Origin of the sequence: Tabrizicola sp. (assembly GCF_030694085.1) — a bacterium.
Classification (GTDB): Bacteria; Pseudomonadota; Alphaproteobacteria; order Rhodobacterales; family Rhodobacteraceae; genus Tabrizicola.
Window position 1 is genome coordinate 113,070 of sequence record NZ_JAUXZE010000073.1, and the last position, 16,914, is coordinate 129,983.

13 protein-coding genes and 1 riboswitch are annotated in these 16,914 nt (G+C 66.7%); of the genes, 3 read left to right on the forward strand and 10 right to left on the reverse strand.

What is annotated here, in order from left to right:
- Positions 1–38: 38 nt before the first annotated feature.
- The 6 genes from Q8M85_RS17440 to Q8M85_RS17465 all read right to left on the reverse strand — a co-directional run bounded on the left by Q8M85_RS17440 (position 39) and on the right by Q8M85_RS17465 (position 7,773).
- Positions 39–653 carry a cell wall hydrolase gene (locus tag Q8M85_RS17440; protein ID WP_305546936.1) on the reverse strand — a complete coding sequence of 205 codons (615 nt, stop codon included), beginning with the start codon at positions 651–653 and terminating at the stop codon, positions 39–41.
- Between the two features lie 185 nt (positions 654–838).
- Positions 839–3,385, reverse strand: coding sequence for a putative PEP-binding protein (locus tag Q8M85_RS17445; RefSeq protein ID WP_305546938.1), 2,547 nt, complete (start codon positions 3,383–3,385; stop codon positions 839–841).
- A gap of 163 nt (positions 3,386–3,548) precedes the next feature.
- Positions 3,549–5,696, reverse strand: a complete 2,148-nt coding sequence (gene glyS, locus Q8M85_RS17450; protein ID WP_305546940.1) for a glycine--tRNA ligase subunit beta — start codon at positions 5,694–5,696, stop codon at positions 3,549–3,551.
- 9 nt (positions 5,697–5,705) lie between these two features.
- Complete coding sequence (locus Q8M85_RS17455) at positions 5,706–6,371, reverse strand: FkbM family methyltransferase (RefSeq protein ID WP_305546942.1); 666 nt, start codon at positions 6,369–6,371, stop codon at positions 5,706–5,708.
- Positions 6,372–6,373: 2 nt separating this feature from the next.
- Positions 6,374–6,892: a DUF6446 family protein gene (locus tag Q8M85_RS17460; RefSeq protein ID WP_305546944.1), complete on the reverse strand. Its 519-nt coding sequence runs from the start codon at positions 6,890–6,892 to the stop codon at positions 6,374–6,376.
- Positions 6,847–7,773, reverse strand: coding sequence for a glycine--tRNA ligase subunit alpha (locus Q8M85_RS17465; RefSeq protein ID WP_305546946.1), 927 nt, complete (start codon positions 7,771–7,773; stop codon positions 6,847–6,849). Before Q8M85_RS17465 ends, Q8M85_RS17460 begins: the two co-directional genes overlap by 46 nt.
- Positions 7,774–7,960: 187 nt before the next feature.
- Here Q8M85_RS17465 and Q8M85_RS17470 point away from each other — a divergent pair, with 187 nt between their 5' ends.
- Positions 7,961–9,736 (forward strand): serine protease, encoded by a 1,776-nt coding sequence (locus tag Q8M85_RS17470; RefSeq protein ID WP_305546947.1) that lies wholly within the window; start codon positions 7,961–7,963, stop codon positions 9,734–9,736.
- Positions 9,737–9,822: 86 nt separating this feature from the next.
- On the opposite strand, the gene Q8M85_RS17475 is transcribed toward Q8M85_RS17470, so the two are convergent.
- The 3 genes from Q8M85_RS17475 to metZ form a co-directional block, all read right to left on the reverse strand.
- On the reverse strand, positions 9,823–11,271 hold the full coding sequence (locus Q8M85_RS17475; RefSeq protein ID WP_305546950.1) for a TrkH family potassium uptake protein: 1,449 nt from the start codon (positions 11,269–11,271) through the stop codon (positions 9,823–9,825).
- 41 nt (positions 11,272–11,312) lie between these two features.
- The gene (gene folE2, locus Q8M85_RS17480; RefSeq protein ID WP_305546952.1) at positions 11,313–12,398 is read right to left on the reverse strand and encodes a GTP cyclohydrolase FolE2; all 1,086 of its coding nucleotides are present in this window, start codon (positions 12,396–12,398) and stop codon (positions 11,313–11,315) included.
- 243 nt (positions 12,399–12,641) lie between these two features.
- Entirely contained in the window at positions 12,642–13,823 is a 1,182-nt protein-coding gene (gene metZ / locus Q8M85_RS17485) for an O-succinylhomoserine sulfhydrylase (protein WP_305546954.1), read from the reverse strand.
- A 63-nt stretch (positions 13,824–13,886) separates the two neighbouring features.
- A riboswitch (SAM riboswitch) is annotated at positions 13,887–13,965 on the reverse strand.
- A gap of 130 nt (positions 13,966–14,095) precedes the next feature.
- On the opposite strand from metZ, the gene Q8M85_RS17490 reads away from it, so the two are divergent.
- Positions 14,096–15,025: an alpha/beta fold hydrolase gene (locus Q8M85_RS17490; RefSeq protein ID WP_305546955.1), complete on the forward strand. Its 930-nt coding sequence runs from the start codon at positions 14,096–14,098 to the stop codon at positions 15,023–15,025.
- The gene (locus Q8M85_RS17495) at positions 15,012–16,202 is read left to right on the forward strand and encodes a tetratricopeptide repeat protein (RefSeq protein WP_305546957.1); all 1,191 of its coding nucleotides are present in this window, start codon (positions 15,012–15,014) and stop codon (positions 16,200–16,202) included. Before Q8M85_RS17490 ends, Q8M85_RS17495 begins: the two co-directional genes overlap by 14 nt.
- Before the next feature lie 45 nt (positions 16,203–16,247).
- Here the strand turns inward: Q8M85_RS17495 and Q8M85_RS17500 are convergent, their stop codons facing one another.
- A complete protein-coding gene (locus Q8M85_RS17500; RefSeq protein ID WP_305546959.1) occupies positions 16,248–16,880 on the reverse strand; it encodes a hypothetical protein in 633 nt (210 codons plus the stop codon).
- Positions 16,881–16,914: the final 34 nt, after the last annotated feature.

Consider the following 16,914-nt stretch of genomic DNA (forward strand, 5'->3'; position numbering starts at 1 on the left):
CAAGCGAGAAGGCGTCACCGAACGCGCAATACCCGACATCAGCCCCGAGTGCCGGGCTGGCGGTAGAAGAGATGCGCGCCGATGGCTGCCGTCCGGGCAAACCGCTTCGACCAGCTTGGCTTGACGGCCCGCGTATGGAAATGCGTGGCCCCGTCGGTCAACAGCCGTGGCGCGCCGTCCAGCATGGCGTGCGCGATCCGACCTGCAAGATCGGCGGCGCGCGTCTCGCGCATCTTCACCATGCCCTGACAGACGTATGAGAACTGGCACCCCCCGCCACCGCGCTGCTTGACCACGCCGCAGATGGTGCGGGGATAAAGCGGGCTGTCGACGCGGTTCAGGATGACTTCCGCCACCGCGATCTGCCCCTCAAGGCTTTCACCGCGCGCCTCGAAATACAGCGCCTCGGTCAGACATTTCCACTGCTCGTCGCCGGTCGGCTCGGGGCGGGACATCAGCCAGTCCTCGGTGATCCCATCGGTCATGGCGATGGCAGGCAAGGGGCCGGTCAGATCGGGCGCGGGCAGGCGTTTCAAGTCGGGACTCAGGGCGGCCGACTGAAAGCCGAACATGCTGGCTGGCCAGCTGCCATCCGCCGTGGCGGCCGTGGCTGCCAAAGCCATCGCCAGCGCGAGGGTCAGAACGCGTTTCATCTGCTCAATTCCGTCTTTGGTGGTGGCGGACGTATCCCCGCCTTTGCAAGCAGCAGGCCACCTAGGGGTTCTGTTCCCGCCGGTCCACCGCTGTTGCCCAAATGTCACGGAATTCGATGCTGCGTAAGCGAAATGCCGCCTAAAATCGGGGGATTCTCTTAAGAAATGGTTATAATTAACTGATTTTAAACGTTTTTCGCCCTATCGTTGAGCGCAAGGTGCGCCGCAGCCAACCGCGCCATCGGCACCCGGTAGGGCGAGCAGGACACGTAATCGAAGCCCGCCTGCCGACAGAAATCGATCGACTCCGGGTTCCCGCCATGCTCGCCGCAGATGGAAAGCGTCAGGTCTTTCCGCGTCTTGCGGCCCCGCTCGGCTCCGATGTGCAGAAGCTCGCCCACCCCGTCGATGTCCAGGATGTGGAACGGGTCCTCGGGGAAAACCCCCAGCCGGACATAGGTGTTCATGAAGCGACCGGCGTCGTCGCGGCTCAACCCATAGGTCATCTGGGTCAGGTCGTTGGTGCCAAAGGACAGGAAGGCGGCGTGCTGGGCGATCTCTCCGGCCCTTAGTGCGGCGCGGGGGGTTTCGACCATGACACCCAGCTTGAAATCGAAGCTTGCCCCGGCCTTGGTGCGCACCATCGCCGCCACCGCGTCGATCCGGGTCTTGACCAGCTCGACCTCACGCCGGGCGCTGACCAGCGGGATCATGATCTCGGGCACCACGGGGGCACCCCGGCGGGCGGATTCCAACGTCGCCTCGAAGATCGCCTGGGCCTGCATGTCATAGATTTCCGGCAGGACCACCCCCAGCCGGACCCCGCGCATCCCAAGCATCGGGTTCACCTCGGTCAGCGCCTCGGCGCGGCGGGTGACTTCGCTAAGCGGGCGGTCCAGGGCTTCGGCCAGATCGCGCAGCCCCTCACGGTCCGAGGGCAGGAATTCGTGCAGAGGCGGGTCAAACAGGCGTATGCAGACCGGAAGTCCCTGCATGATTTCAAAGAGCTGCACGAAATCGGCCCGCTGCATCGGCAACAGCCGCGCAAGTGCCGCCGCCCGGTCGCCGGGGCTGTCGGCGAAGATCATCTCGCGCATCACGATCAGGCGGTCTTCGTCGAAGAACATGTGTTCGGTCCGGCAAAGCCCAATGCCCTCGGCCTCGAACTTGCGTGCGGTTTCGGCGTCGGCGGGGGTGTCGGCGTTGGCCCGGATGCCGATGTCGCGCACCTCGTCGGCCCAGGCCAGCAGCCGGCGGAAACTGTCGTCCAGAGCAGGGGGCAGCATTTCGGCCGCGCCCGCCAGCGCCTCGCCCTTGGTGCCGTCCAGTGTCACCAGGTCGCCCTCGCGGAAGACGCGTCCGTCCGCTGCCGTCAGTTTCTTGTCCCGTGTGTCCATCCGCACTTCGGACGCACCCACCACGCACGGAAGACCAAGCCCCCGCGCGATCACCGCCGCATGGCTCGTCATACCGCCGCGTTCCGTCAACACTGCCGCCGACGAATGCATCCCCCGGATGTCCTCGGGCGCCGTTTCGCGCCGCACCAGGATGCAGGCCTCGCCCCGCGCCGCGGCCGCCTGCGCTGCCGAGGACGAGAACACCAGAATTCCCGTCGCCGCCCCAGGGGACGCCGCGATCCCCCGCGCGATCACGTCGCGCTCTCCGCGTGGGTCGACCTGATGGTGCAGAAGCTCCGACAGCGCGCGCGGTTCGACCCGCAGCACAGCCTCGTTGCGCGGGATGATCCCGTCCTCGGCCAGCGCCACGGCGATCCGCAACCCTGCGCGGGCCGAGCGTTGTACCTTCACCGCGTCCAGCACGGCCAGGCGGCCATCCTCGATGGTGAACTCGATCTGCATTTCCTCGCGCAGGCGCTGGCGGCAGACCGTCCCGTGCTCCACCAACCGGGCGAAGATCTCGGGGGCCACATCTTCCAGCGACGGGCCGCGCGCATCGCGGGTCAGATACAGTGCTTCGGTCGTCTTCAGCGCGTCACGACCCTGGCTCTGGCCCAGGTACCGCCCGGTGATCTGCGGCTGGCCGGTCACCGGATCGACGAACTGCATGACACCCGAGCCCGAGATCCCCTGCCCGATCCCCTGCGCCATTTCCTGCACGACCAGCCCAAGCGCCGCCTCCTCGGGCGCACCCTTGGCCTGGCGCAGAAGCCGGGCCGAGGTCCCCTCCCAGGCCCGCGCCATCGACCGCAAGACCTCGGACAACTGGCGGGAGGGCTCTTGCGGGAAGGGCTCGTCGGTTTCGACTTCGTATTCGCGCAAGGCGTCGCGCAGGGCACCCGGCCCCGGCTTCAACCCATCAAAGACCTCGGGGTCCAGCCGCGCCACATGGATCGCATAAGCCTGCACGAAGCGCAGATAGAGCGCATCCGCAGCCGCCTCGCCATGCGTTTCGGCCAGGCGCGCATGGCGCTTGGCGTTCAGCCCGATGTTCAGGATCGTCGCCGGGCCGCCCCAATCCGGGTTGGCAGGGCTGGGGCGCACGCTGATCAGCGGCCCATCGCCGAAATTGTCAAGGATTCCAGCCGCATCCACCCCATGCCCGGCCGCGATGGCGCGCACGGTGGTCGAGGGCAGCGCCACGGATTTCGGCACGGGAAGGTCCAGCCTCACCAGCCGCTGCAGGCATTTGGCCCGCCAGCCGTGGTTTGCGGTCGCGATCTGCGCGCTTGGCGTGATCTGCGCAAACTCCGCGATGGGGTCATGTTTCTGCACTGCAGCACCTTTTGTTCAGGTGCAGAATACGCCGAAACCCCTGTCAATCAAGCGTGACATGTCAGTTGGATGACGAATCTTTGGGCAAACGCGAAACCCGCCCCGGACTTGATCCGGGGCCTCCCCTTCTCGCACAAGGCCCCGGATCAAGCCCGGGTCGGGTTCACCCTTCGATGCGCGTCAGATCCGCGACGCCGGAACAGACCGCCCGGATGCGGTGCAGAAGGTTCAGCCGGTTGCGCCGGACGATCTGGTTGTCGCTGTTGACCTGAACGGCGGTAAAGAACGCGTCGATCGGCGCGCGAAGGGCGGCCATCGCCGCCATCGCAGTGCCGAAATCCTCGTTCGCCATCGCCGGGGTGATCGTCGCCTCGGCGGTGTCGAGCGCCGCGAACAGCGCCCGTTCCTCGTCCGTCTCGGCAAACTTCGGGTCCGCGCCGAACGAGTATTCGACACCGTCCTTGGCCTCGGCCTGGCTGAGGATGTTGTTCGCCCGCTTGAAGCCCTGCAACAGGTTCGCCCCGTCCTCGGTCTTGAGCGTTTCGGAAAGCGCTGTGGCCCGCTTGACGAGCAGCGTCAGGTCGTCGTTCCCCGGCATGGCAAGGCAGGCGTCGATGATGTCGTGCCGCACGCCCTGGTCCTTGAGGTAGACCTTGAGGCGGTCGTGGAAGAAGGAGAGGAGGTCGGGCGCAAGCGATGACCCTGTTTCATGCAGAGCCGCCGAATACCGGTCTGTGCCGACATCCTTGGACCGTGCTTGGTCAAGAATCTTCGCCGCAAAGCCCAACTGAACAACGAAGTAGGAGACTTTCTGAGCGAGCCTTATCCGCACCCCATTCCCGAGCACCAACCGAATAACCCCAAGCGCCGCCCGCCGCAGCGCAAACGGGTCCTTTGACCCCGTCGGCTTCTCGTCAATCGCCCAGAACCCGGTCAGCGTGTCGATCTTGTCGGCCAGCGCCACGGCGACTGACACCGGCTCCGAAGGCACCCCATCACTCTCCCCCTTCGGCCGCCAATGGTCCCGCGCGGCATCTGCAACGGAAGCCTTCTCCCCGGCCTCCAGCGCATAGTAGCGGCCCATCACGCCCTGCAACTCGGGGAACTCGCCCACCATCGCCGAGCGAAGATCCAGCTTCGCCAGCTTCGCGGCGTGGGCAGCATCGTCAGCATCCGCCCCCACCAGCGGCGCAATCTCGCGCGCCAGCGCCGCGATCCGCTCGATCCGATCCGCCTGCGAGCCAAGCTTGTTGTGGAAGGTAACCGCCTTCAGCCCCTCCACCCACTCACCCATCCCGGACTTCGCGACGCGCAAGTCATTCTCCCAGAAGAACTTCGCGTCCGAGAGACGCGCCGCGAGGACCTTCTGGTTGCCCTTCAGGATCACCTCGCCGCCATCCGCCGCCTCGATGTTCGCCACGGTGACAAAGCCCTCGATCCGCCCGGTCTTGGGGTTCTTCACCGAAAAGAACTTCTGGTGTTCCTTCATGCTGGTCTGCAGCACCTCGGGCGGCAACGAAAGGAACTGGTCCGCAATCCGGCCCATCAGCGGCACCGGCCATTCCACCAGCCCCGCCACCTCGGTCAGCAGACCGGTGTCAGGAACAACCTCCATCCCCGCCGCAAAGGCCAGGTTCTGCGCGCCCTGCCAGATCGCGGCCTCGCGCTCGGCGCTGTCCAGCACCACCTTGGCGCGCTTCAGCTTGACGGCGTAGTCGTCAAAGCCCGTCACCACAAAGCGCCCCATGCCCATGAAGCGGTGGCCCTCGGTCACATTGCCCGAGACGATCCCGTCCACCGTCAGCGGCACGACATGCGCGCCGGTCTCATCCGACAAGAGGCAGAGGATCGACTGCAAGGGCCGGACCCAGCGCAAACTGCCCGCGCCCCAGCGCATCGACTTCGGCCAGGGGAAATTGCGGATCACCGCTTCCAGCACCTCGGCGACGATCGCCGACGCCGCACGGCCCGGCTTTTCCACCACCGCATAGAAGGTCTCGCCCTTCTTGTCCGCCCGCCGCTCCAGTTGGTCCAGCGTCAGGCCCGTCGACCGCAGAAACCCCTCCACCGCCTGCGCGGGGGCCAACACCGACGGCCCCTTGCGTTCCTCCCGCACCGGGCGGCTTTCCGCGGTCAGCCCCTCGACCGACAGCACCAGCCGCCGCGGGGTCGAGAAAGCCCCGGCAGAGGCATAGGTCAGCCCGGCCTCGACCAGCCCGTCGGTCACCAGCTTGCGCAGGTCCTCGCGGGCGCGGGCCTGCATGCGCGCCGGGATTTCCTCGGAGAAGAGTTCGATCAGAAGGTCGGGCATGTCAGGTTCCTAGATCCAGTCGAGGTTCACGCGGGCGGGCGGATAGGCGGCGACGATGGCGGCGCGCAGGTCGGCAAAGCGCGGGCGCAGGTCCTTGAACTTGCGCTCATGGGTCTCGGCGACGGTCAGCTGGATATGGTCGAAAAGCCGCGCCTCCAGCATGGCGCCCAGAAGGTCCAGTTCGGCCCCCTCGATGTCCATCTTGATAAAGGCGACCCGGTCGTGCGCGTCCAGAAGTCCGCGCAGGAAGGCCGGGAAGTCGATCAGCGCCACGTCGATCCCCTCATCCTCGGCGATATTGTGCCCCCCAGCGACGACCGTGCTTTTCACCGACGCGAAGTCCGGGTTGTCGTCCCAGTTCGCCGCCCGCATCAGCCGCACGGTCCCGGCTTCCACCCCTACCGCCGCCGCATGCAGCACCACGTTCGACGCGGTGGCGAAGCGGTCCTGCAGATGCGCCAGGTTGTAGGGGTCGGGCTCGAAGGCATGGACCGTGGCACCGGATGCGGCCAGCACCTCGGTCACATCGCCCCGGTTCGCGCCGCAGTCCACCACCACATCCCCCGGCCGCAGCATCGAGACGACGCCCGCCAAAAGCCCCTCGGCCCGCGCATGGCGCAGGTCGCGCTTGTGACGGCGCTTCAGCTTCCTCAGGGCGTCCTCGGCCTCGGCCATGCTCACTCCGCGAGGTTGCCGTTCAGCTGGTGCCAGGCGAAGGCGCGCCCGTCGGGGAAGACGGCCACGACCCGGTCGACGCCGGGATGGATTTCGGGCTCGGACAGGAAGGCCAGCGCCTCGCCCGCCTCAAGCGCCTTGCCGATGGCCTGCGCGTCAAAGCAGTCGAACCCGCGCGGGGCGACCAGCGGCTCGGCTGCGGGATAGTCGCGGTAGGTCTCGGTCAGCATCGCCAGCGACAGCGGCGTGGTGAAACAGGCGCGGAACTTGATGGGAGAGCTGGCCGCGTCGATCCCCTCGACCCTCTCGACCACGATGGCTTCGGGCTGGTCGCCGGTCAGCGGCACCAGCCGGATTTCGGCACCGGGCTGGAAGGCCACGGGTTCATAGAAAGCGCGTTCGGCGGTGTACCACAGGAACCCGCCCGCGACGGCTGCGACGATCAAGATGGCCCCCACGATGATCTTGCCACCATTCACTGATCCGCCCCCGCTTCGGTCAGGCGGAAGGCGTCGGCGCATTGCTTTGCCAAGGCCCGCACCCGACCGATATAGGCCTGCCGTTCCGTGACCGAGATCACGCCGCGCGCGTCCAGCAGGTTGAACAGGTGGCTGGCCTTGATCGTCTGGTCATAGGCGGGATGCGCCATGATGATGCGCTTGCCCGACTTGGGGTCCTGCGGTTCAAACGCCAGCAGACGCTCACATTCCTTTTCGGCCGCCTCGAAATGCCGGAACAGCATTTCGGTATCAGCGCCGTCAAAGTTGTGGCGGCTGTATTCCTCTTCGGTCTGGCGGAAGATGTCGCCGTATTTCAACGGGATCGGGCTTTGGGGGTCGTTGAACGGCATGTCCATCACGTGATCGACGCCCATCACGTACATCGCCAGCCGCTCCAGCCCATAGGTCAGCTCGCCCGAGACCGGCTTGCAGTCATGTCCGCCGACCTGCTGGAAATAGGTGAACTGGCTGACCTCCATCCCGTCGCACCAGACCTCCCAGCCCAGGCCCCAGGCACCCAGCGTCGGGCTTTCCCAATCGTCCTCGACAAAGCGGATGTCGTGCAGGCCAAGGTCGATGCCGATGGCCGCCAGCGAACCCAGGTAAAGCTCCTGCAGGTCGGGCGGGCTTGGCTTGATGATCACCTGATACTGGTAATAGTGCTGCAGGCGGTTCGGGTTCTCGCCATAGCGCCCGTCGGTGGGCCGACGCGAGGGCTGCACATAGGCCGCCGCCCAGGGCTTTGCCCCCAGGGACCGCAGGGTGGTCGCCGGGTGGAAGGTCCCGGCCCCGACTTCCATGTCATAGGGCTGCAACACAGCGCAGCCCCGCGACGCCCAATAGGATTGCAGCCGCAGGATGATTTCCTGGAAGCTTCGGGGCGTGGCGGGGGCTTCGGACATGGGCAGCCTCTGGCAGGGGGCGTTGGGCGGGGACGTTTAGCGGGTGTGGAACGTGCCGCCTTCCCTATCCACTGGGGGCCAAAGGGTCAATTCAGGAAAGAACCGGCGCAAACGTGACCGGTTTCACCCTTGCCGCCGCACGCGCACTGTCTAAAGGTGCACGAAACGCCCAGTTCAGGACCGCCTCATGTTCAGACCCGTTGCCCTGTTTGCACTACTTCTGTCCGCCCTGATGCTGGTGTACCCCAAGGCAGGTGTTGCCCAGGACGGCCGGGTCTACATTCAGGTCGAGGCGCTGCCCGACCGCGCCACCGCCGAAACCCGCGCCCGGGCCTATAGCGCGCTCTTCCCCGAAACTGCCGGCTTCGGGCTTCGCTCCGGCTGGTTCGGCATCCTCCTTGGGCCCTACCCGCCCGCAGAAGCGGCCGCGCTTCTGGCCAGCCTGAAATCCGAACGCCTGATCCCGTCCGACAGCTTCATCGCCTTGCCCCGCGACCTGCGTGACCCGTTCTGGCCCGCCGAGGGCACCGCTGCGCCCGCGCCGGTCGAACCCGCCGCAGACTCTGGTGTGGACCCGGCAACCGAGACGACAGCCCTAGAACCTGCCCCGGTCCCCCAGCCGGTCCAGACCCCGGACGAAGACCGGCAACAGGCCCGCGACAGCGAGGCGCTCTTGACCCCCGAGGACCGCCGCGACCTCCAGTCCGCGCTGCAATGGTTTGGCTACTACCCCTCGGCCATCGACGGCGCCTTCGGGCCCGGCACCCGCAACTCCATGTCCGCCTGGCAAGAGGCCCGGGGCTATGAACCGACCGGCATCCTGACCACCCGCCAGCGCCGCGCACTTCTGGACGCCTGGCAGGGCGAGCTTGCCGCCTTCGGCTTCCAGCAGGTGATCGAGGCCGAATCCGGCATCACCGTCACCCTGCCCCTGGGCCTGGTGGAATTCGATCACTACGAGCCGCCCTTCGTCCACTACCGCGCCAAGATGGACGGTGCGCCGATGATCGTGCTGATCTCGCAGCCCGGCGACCAGGCCGCGCTTTACGGCCTCTATGACGTGCTGCAGACGCTGGATGCCGTCCCGCTTGACGGGGCGCGTGACCGCGACGACCGCAGCTTCCGCATCCGTGGCACTTCGGCCAAGGCCGATACGACCGTCTATGCGACGCTGAACGGCGACCGGATCAAGGGCTGGATGCTGCTGTCCACCCCTGGAAATGAGGGTCGTGACGCCCGCATCCTCAAGGTTCTTCAGGACAGCTTCTCGCCGGACGGCGATAGCGTCCTTGACCCCGGCATGGTCGCAATGGACGCTGGCGCGAAGGCCGGCCTCCTTGCGGGGCTTGAAGTGCGCAAGCCGAAGCTCAGCCGCACCGGGTTCTTCGTCTCGGCCGATGGCCTGGTTGCCACGACGGTTGAGGCGGTGGCCCAATGCGGCCGCGTCACGATCGACCGCACCACTGACGCCGAGGTCACGCTCGCCGACGCCACCTCAGGCCTTGCGCTGCTCAAGCCCAAGTCCGCCCTCGCCCCCCGTGCGGTGGCCGCTTTCGCCACTGCGTCAACCCGCCCCGGCAGCGAGGTCGCCGTCCCCGGCTATTCCTACGAAGACCGTCTGCCCGCCCCGGTCCTGACCTTCGGGACCTACGAGGATGCCCAGGGCCTGAACGGCGAAGCCGACCTGTCGCGCCTGTCACTGCAATCGCTTCCGGGTGACGCGGGCGGGGCGGTCCTGGACGGGACCGGCGCAGTCCTGGGCATGCTGTTGCCCCCAGCGCCGACGGGTGGCAAGCAGCTTCCTGCCGGGGTGGCCTTCGCGCTGTCGGGCGCCGAGATTGCCCGCCTTCTGACCGCAAACGGCCTTGCCCCGCAGACCCCGACGGCACCCGCCCCGCTGACCCCCGGCGCACTGGCCGAGGTGGCGACGGGCATGACCGCGCTCGTCTCCTGTTGGGAGTGACCTCGCGGGCCGCCTGCCGGTGACTGCGTTTGACTGGGCGGCGGCCCGTCCGAGGAGGAGACGCAGTCGAACGACGAGGTTTGCCTTCAGCGCCGCCAGAAGCTTGGCAGCACCATGACAAGGATCGCCAGCAGGCCCAGGCGGCCCAGGATCATGCACAGCGTCATGATGGCGATGGCACCAGGCGGAAAGTCGATGAAGGTCCCGGTCCGCTCGACCATCGGGCCGAAGCCGTAGCCGACGTTGCCCAGCGTGGTCCAGACCGCGAACAGCGCCGATACGCTGTCCACCCCCATCAGCGTTATTGCAACGCTCATCACGCCCAGGATCAGGATGAAACTGGACACGAAGAGGATCAGCGCGTTCAGCACGTCCTCTTCGACGGGGCGACCGTCATAGCGGATCGGATCGACCGCCGAGGGATTGCCGATCCGCCGGACCTCGCGCTTCAGGACGGCCACGACCAGTTGCACGCGGAAGACCGACAGTCCCGCCGCCGATGATCCCGAACAGGCACCGATCACTCCGATGACAAAGGCCACAACCAGCATGAATCCGCCCCAGCCGGAAAAGCTGGCCGTGCCGAACCCGGTCGACGACATGATCGAGGTCAGGTTGAACAGGCTCTCGCGGAAGGCCAGTTCCACCCCGATGTTGGTCGTCCAGATCCGCCACAAGGCGACAGCCGCCACCGCCGTTCCCAGCCAGCGCGCATAGGCACGAAGCTGGGCGTCCTGCCACAGCGGGACGGCCGATCCGTTCATCAGCTGGACGAAGCGGATGTAAGGCAGGCTCGCCAGGAACATGAACAGCGCCGCGGCATAGAGGATCGAGGCGTTGTACCGGGTGAACGAGTCGTCGTTGCTGGAAAAGCCACCCGTCGCGACCGTTGCCAGGCCATGCACCACCGCCTCGAACGCCGGCATGCCAAGAACGGCATAGACCACCATCGTCGCAACAGTCAGCGTCAGATAGACGATCAGCAGTTGCTGCGCTATGTCGGTCGCGCGCGGCAAGACCTTGCCGAACGTGTCGAAGCCCTCGGTTCGAAAGAACTGCATGCCCCCGATGCGCATCAGGGGCAGGAAGATCATCGCAATGAACGCGATTCCAAGCCCCCCAAGCCAGTTCAGCATCCCGCGCCACAGGATCACCCCGCGTGGCAACTCGGCCAGGCCCGAGATGACCGAGGCCCCGGTGGTGGTGATCCCCGAAACAGCCTCGAAATAGGCGTTGTTCAGGCTAAGGCCCGGCGCCCCAATCCAGAAGGGCAGTGCGCCGAAAAAGGGGACCAGCGCCCAGATACCGGCCGTCAGCAGATAGGCCTGCCGGGTGTCCAACCCATGTCCCAGCGCATTGCCCGTGGACAAGGTCAGCGCCGCGCCCACGACGCCGGTCAGGGCGGCGCTGGCCAGAAAGTCGTAGCCATTCGCCAGCCCCGCGCGCCAATCGATGATTGCGGGGGCCAGCATCAGGATCGCAAGCACGATCAGGATGCGGCCGATGACGTAGGCGACAGGGCGGAAGTCAACCATGGTCGGGCATGGCTACGCGGCCCCGCGCCTTAGGTCAATCGTCAGCGCGCGTGGATCAGTGTCCGAAACAGATGCGGGTCCAGGCTTGCCGCGGCAAAGGTCTCGCCCTCGGTCAGAAGGCTGATGGCGTCGTGGCTGTGCAAAGACTCCTGGTGGCTGGCGACAACCCGGAAATCGCCGATCCGCCCGTCACGCCGCAGCGCCTCGCAGAACAGACGCGCTGCGTCCTCGACGAAGATCGGATTTGCCGCGTTCAGTTCCGCGAAGGCCTGCTCGTCCTCGCGCTTGACCATGACCTGCGTCTCGGTCACGACCGCGCCGCGCGCAAGCTCCACCAGGTCTTCCAGCGCCATCTCGCCGGTCAGCACCACCGACAGCCGCGCCACCGACCGCTGCGAATGTGGCGTGGCAAGTTGGCCGCGCACCATGCGGGCATGCTCCGACAGCTCCAGACTGCACGGGCAGGTCGAGGAATACACATAGTCCAGATGCACGATCCGCTTGCGGACCCCTGCCTGCTCTACCAATTCCAGCGCGATGTCGTAGTACTGCCAGCCGGTCAGGTCCGACCGCAACGACACCATCTGCATCGGGAACGACAGCCGCATCTGGATGCGCGCATCGAAGGACCCAAGGTCGGCCTTGTAATCATCCAGCGCAGCCTCGATCACGCCAAAGGAAAACTCCTTCTCGGCATGGACATAGAACGACCGCATGATGCGGCTCATGTTGATGCCCTTCTTCTCGGCCTCCAGGCTGACTGTCCCCGTGACCGAGGTTTCCAGCACCACCGGCGCCCCGTCGCGGGTCGCAAAGCGGACCGGCAGGCGGAAATTGGAAATCCCGACATGCTGGATGCGCGACTTGGCACCCCGGATCAGGCTGGACGGACCGTTCTGAAGGTCCGGCATCGACGCCTTGTAGCCCGCATCGGGGCGAAACGCCTCGGGATAGATCCGGCCCAGTGCCGGATAGCCCTGGCCGGGCAAAAGCCAGCCCACAGCGGAATCCAGCTTGGCGATGTCCTCGTCCGAGGATTTCCCCGCCCACTGGCGCAGCACGGCCAGCGCCGCTTCGGCCTCTTCGCGCGAAGGAAGACGGTCAAGCTCGGGAGTATGGATGTTCATCTGGGCAGGTCCTTTCGGTTCGGGCGTGCCCACGGGCCGACGCCTTCAATTTCCGGATAGTTTACGTGCAGACCCCGCCGCCGGATCACCCTGGTCCGAGGCAGATGTCCATCAGATAGGGATTCCCTGACGGGACGCAAGACAAATCCCGACGCGGTCACGCCCTTTGTGACCGCCGCCCTTTGTGACCACCACCACGCAATCCGCAGACTGCGGCCCCAGGCCCCAGGCCTGGGCGCCACCTCAGGCGGCAGCCAGCGCCTGCGCAAGGTCGGCGATCAGGTCGCCCGCATCCTCCAGCCCCAACGACAGCCGGATCAGGCCGGGAGTGATCCCCAGCGCATCCTTCTGATCCTGCGGCAGGCGCTGGTGCGTCGTCGTCGCAGGGTGCGTCGCAATCGACTTGGCGTCGCCCAGGTTGTTGGAAATCTTGGCGATCTCCAGCGCGTTCATGAACCGGAAGGCCGCCTCTTTCCCGCCTGCCACCTCGAAGGTGACCAGCGTCCCCCCCGACCCCATCTGCGCCATGGCCAGACCGTGCTGCGGGTGGCTTTCCAGGCCCGGATAGATCACCTTCGTGACCTTCGAGTGCGCCGTCAAAGCCTTGGCCACCGTCAACGCCGTATCCGCCATCGCCCGGCAGCGCAGGTCCAGCGTCGCCATGCCGTTCAGGTGCATCCAGGCCGTGAACGGGCTCATCGATCCGCCGGTATGCTTCATGTAGGGTTCCAGGGTCTTGCGCACGAACTCCTTCGTGCTGCAGACCACGCCGCCCAAGGCACGGCCCTGACCGTCGATGTGCTTGGTCGTGGAATAGACCACGACGTCGGCCCCCTGCTCCACGGCACGAGAGAAGATCGGCGTCGCAAAGACGTTGTCGCAGATCACCAGCGCGCCCGCCGCGTGGGCGATATCCGACACCCCCCGGATGTCCACCAGCTCCAGCGTCGGGTTCGACATCGACTCGAAGAACACGGCCTTCGTTCCGGGGGTCACCGCCTTGCGCCACTGGTCCAGATCCGCGCCGTCCACGAAAGTCACCCTCACGCCAAAGCGCTGCAAGACCTCTTCCAGCACATACAGGCAGGACCCGAACAAGGCGCGCGCCGAGACCACATGGTCCCCCGCCCGCAGGCAGGACATCAGCGCGCCCGAGACCGCCGCCATGCCGCTGGCTGTGGCAAAGGCATCCTCTGTCCCCTCCAAGGCGGCGATCCGCTCTTCGAACATCCGGGTCGTGGGGTTGCCGTAGCGGGCGTAGATGAACTCGTCCTCGCCCGCCTTGAGGAAGCGGGCCTCGGCGGCCTCGGCGGTCGGGTAGACGAAGCCTTGGGTCAGGAAGATCGCCTCGGCCATCTCGCCATACTGGCTGCGGCGCGTTCCTTCGTGCACCAGGCTTGTGCGGGTCTTCCAGTCCTTCGTCATCGCCCCATCTTCCCCAGTATGGCCCCTCGGCCAACAAAAAGCCCCGGACAACCGAAAGGTGCCGGGGCCATGCCCTTCACCTCTTTAGCGGCTTGTTTAACGTGGCCCGCAATCCGGAGGACAAATCGCCACGGCGCCTGAATACGCCTGCAAGGGGGTGTGGTCAACCCGCCACAACATCTGGTGCGTCATGCGTCTGTCACCGCCGCGTCACCGCCGCGTTTCCGGGGCGGGCGAGAGATTGGACAACAAGCCCTGGTGGTGCCATCGCCATGACCCACGATCCCCAGCCCATCCGCGCCGATGCCGAACCCGGTGGGCTGCGCCTGGACCAGGACCGCCTGGCGCGCAAGCTGGACGCCCTGCCCCCCGAAGCCCCCGTCGTCGTCATGATCCACGGCTGGCGGTATGCCCCCGGCTTCGCCCGCGACTGCCCGCATGGCTCGATCCTCTCGCTCGACCCCGCGCCTGGGGACCGCCGCGCCGTCAGCTGGCCCCGGCACCTGGGCCTCGACGGCACCCAGGGTCTGGGCATCGCGCTTGGCTGGAATGCCCGCTGCAATCCCTGGCGCGCCCAACATCGGGCCTTGCAGACCGGCGCCGCACTGGCCGAAATCGCGCGCTGCGTGCATGACCGGACCGGGCGCGGCGTGCAGGTGATCGCGCACTCGATGGGCGCCCGCGTCGCACTCGCCGCGCTGCCCTTGGTCAAGCCCGGCCAGATCACCCGCCTGATCCTCCTGGCCGCCGCCGAAACCCGAGGCCGCGCGCTGAAGGCGCTGCAGACCCCCGCCGGACGCGCCGCCCAGGTGATCAATGTCACCACGCGCGAGAATGACCTCTTCGACGCCTTCTTCGAATGGGGCATCCATCTGGGGTTTCGCACCTCGATCGGCCAGGGGCTCGGCGTTGCAGGACGGGGCCAGACCAGGGCGAACTGGCGCGATCTCTGGATCGACCAGCCGGCCACGCTGAAGGTGCTTGCCGCTCTGGGCCATCCTCTCTGTGATCCGCCGCGCCGGATCTGCCACTGGTCGCCCTACCTGCGGCCCGGGACCATCGCTCTTTATCGTGCCCTGATCGACGGTCGTGTCTGCCTTGGCGAGCTGCCTGTGGCCCGTCCCGGACGGCGCTGGTCGCGCCTGGTCCTGGGCGCAGGCGGCTTTGGCCTGGAGGCCGGAAAGCCCCTTGGCCGGACTTGATTTCTGCCGCCGGGTAAAGGACGCTGCCCCCGAAGTCGCCCCTGACCGCAAGGCCCCCATGCGCCGCCTGATCTTCGTCCTTGCCACCCTCGCCCCCGTCGCCCCCGCCTGGGCGCAGTCCTGCACCGACCGCGTGGCCGCCCCCGAGACCCAGGTCAGCCTCTGCGACCAGGCCTTCCAGGCTGCCGCCACGCCCGAGGACGCCTCCCTCGCTCTCGCCTACAAGGGCGAGGCGCAGCGCATGCTCGGCCAGTACGATGCGGCCGCCGCAACCTTGCAGCAGGCGCTTGGCTACACCCCCGCAAATGCCTGGGTCTGGGTCGAACTGGGCAATGTCCGCTACGACCAGGGCGACAGTGCCGGGGCGCTGGCGCATTACTCCGCCGCCCTTGCGACCGAAGACTACATCTCGGCCTGGGCCAATCGGGCCGAGACCTGGTGGCAGTTCCGGGAAGGCCAGCGCTGTTCGGATGACGCCGACAACGCGCTGCGGCTTGATCCGCACTACGCCTATGCCAACGAGATCAAGGGCCGCTGCCTGATCGATCTTGGCCGCGCGGACGAGGCGCTGTCCTATTTCGACACCGCCATCTCGCTCGCCCCCGGCTACCAGAACGCCTACCGCAACAAGCTGGCCGCGCTTGCCGCCCTGGGACGCCACCAAGAGGTCGTCGCCGTCGCGGATGAGGCGCTGCGCCCCGGCACCGTCCCGGACCCGAATCCCGTGATCGAAGCGGACATCCTTGCGCGCCGTCTGCTGGCCCTTGGCGAATATGCGCCCCCCGCCACAGTGGCGACCGAAGTCGCCGCCCTTTTGCAGCGCTTCCCGCAGAACTTGGCCGCGCTCAACGTCCAGGGTGCCGCCCTTCTGGCCGACGGCAAGGTGGCAGAGGCGGACCAGGTCACCCAGGTCCTGCGCCAGAACCCCGACGGCGCCCGGATGGAGGCGGTCTACCACGACACCCTTGCCCGTATCGACGCAAGCCTGGGCCGGATGGAGGACGCCTTCGCCAATTACGAGGCCGCGATGTCCCTCGACGCGGCCCTGTCCAGGACCTACGCCCGCAAGCTGTCGGAACTGGGCTTTTTGCCGCTGTCGAACGCGCCCGCAGGCGTTCTGACCGCGCTGCGCCGCTGCATCGACGTCAAGAAGGCCGCCTGCGTGATGGCGAAATGACAAAGGGCGCCGTTGGGGCGCCCTTTCGATCCATGTCGGGGTGGGTCAGGCCTCGTGGCCGGCGTCCAGGTTGATCACGGTCAGCACCATGGCCCGCAGAACCATGTGGCCGATGACCGGCAACACCGCCCAGAACAGCAGCCACTGCGACGGCTCGACGAGGCGGATCATGGTTTCGTTCAGCATCAGGAAGGTAAAGTTGTAGACCACCATCATCTTGGTCAGGTTCGGCAGGTGCGCCCGCATTTCCTCATGCGGCCAGAAGCTTGCAGCGGTCGCAGTGCGGCCGTTCAGCACGTCCTGCAGGAAGACCCCCGCGATCACCACATAGAACAGGCTCTGCATCCGCTGGCACCACAGCGGATCGTCCGCCAGCGCCAGAACGGCCAGCGGCAGCCCGGCGAAAAGCAGCGCGAAGACGACCGCCTGGGTCGGCGAATAGCGGGTCAGCATCCGCTTCACCATTCCCTCGAAGCCCATGCCGATCTTGACCGCCAGCGCCGCCAGGAAGGCCGTGGCGAAGGCCTGGCCGTTATGATCCGGCCCCAGCAGGACCGACAGCACCGGATAACCGATCAAGAGCACCGCGCCCGGCAGGTACAGCGACCGCGACAAGGGCGGCAGGTCCTGGAACAGGCTAAGGAAGAGACGGAGCAGATCAAGTGGCGAGCGATACATGGCAGGACCCTTCTGACGTGTCCTGAAGCTAGCC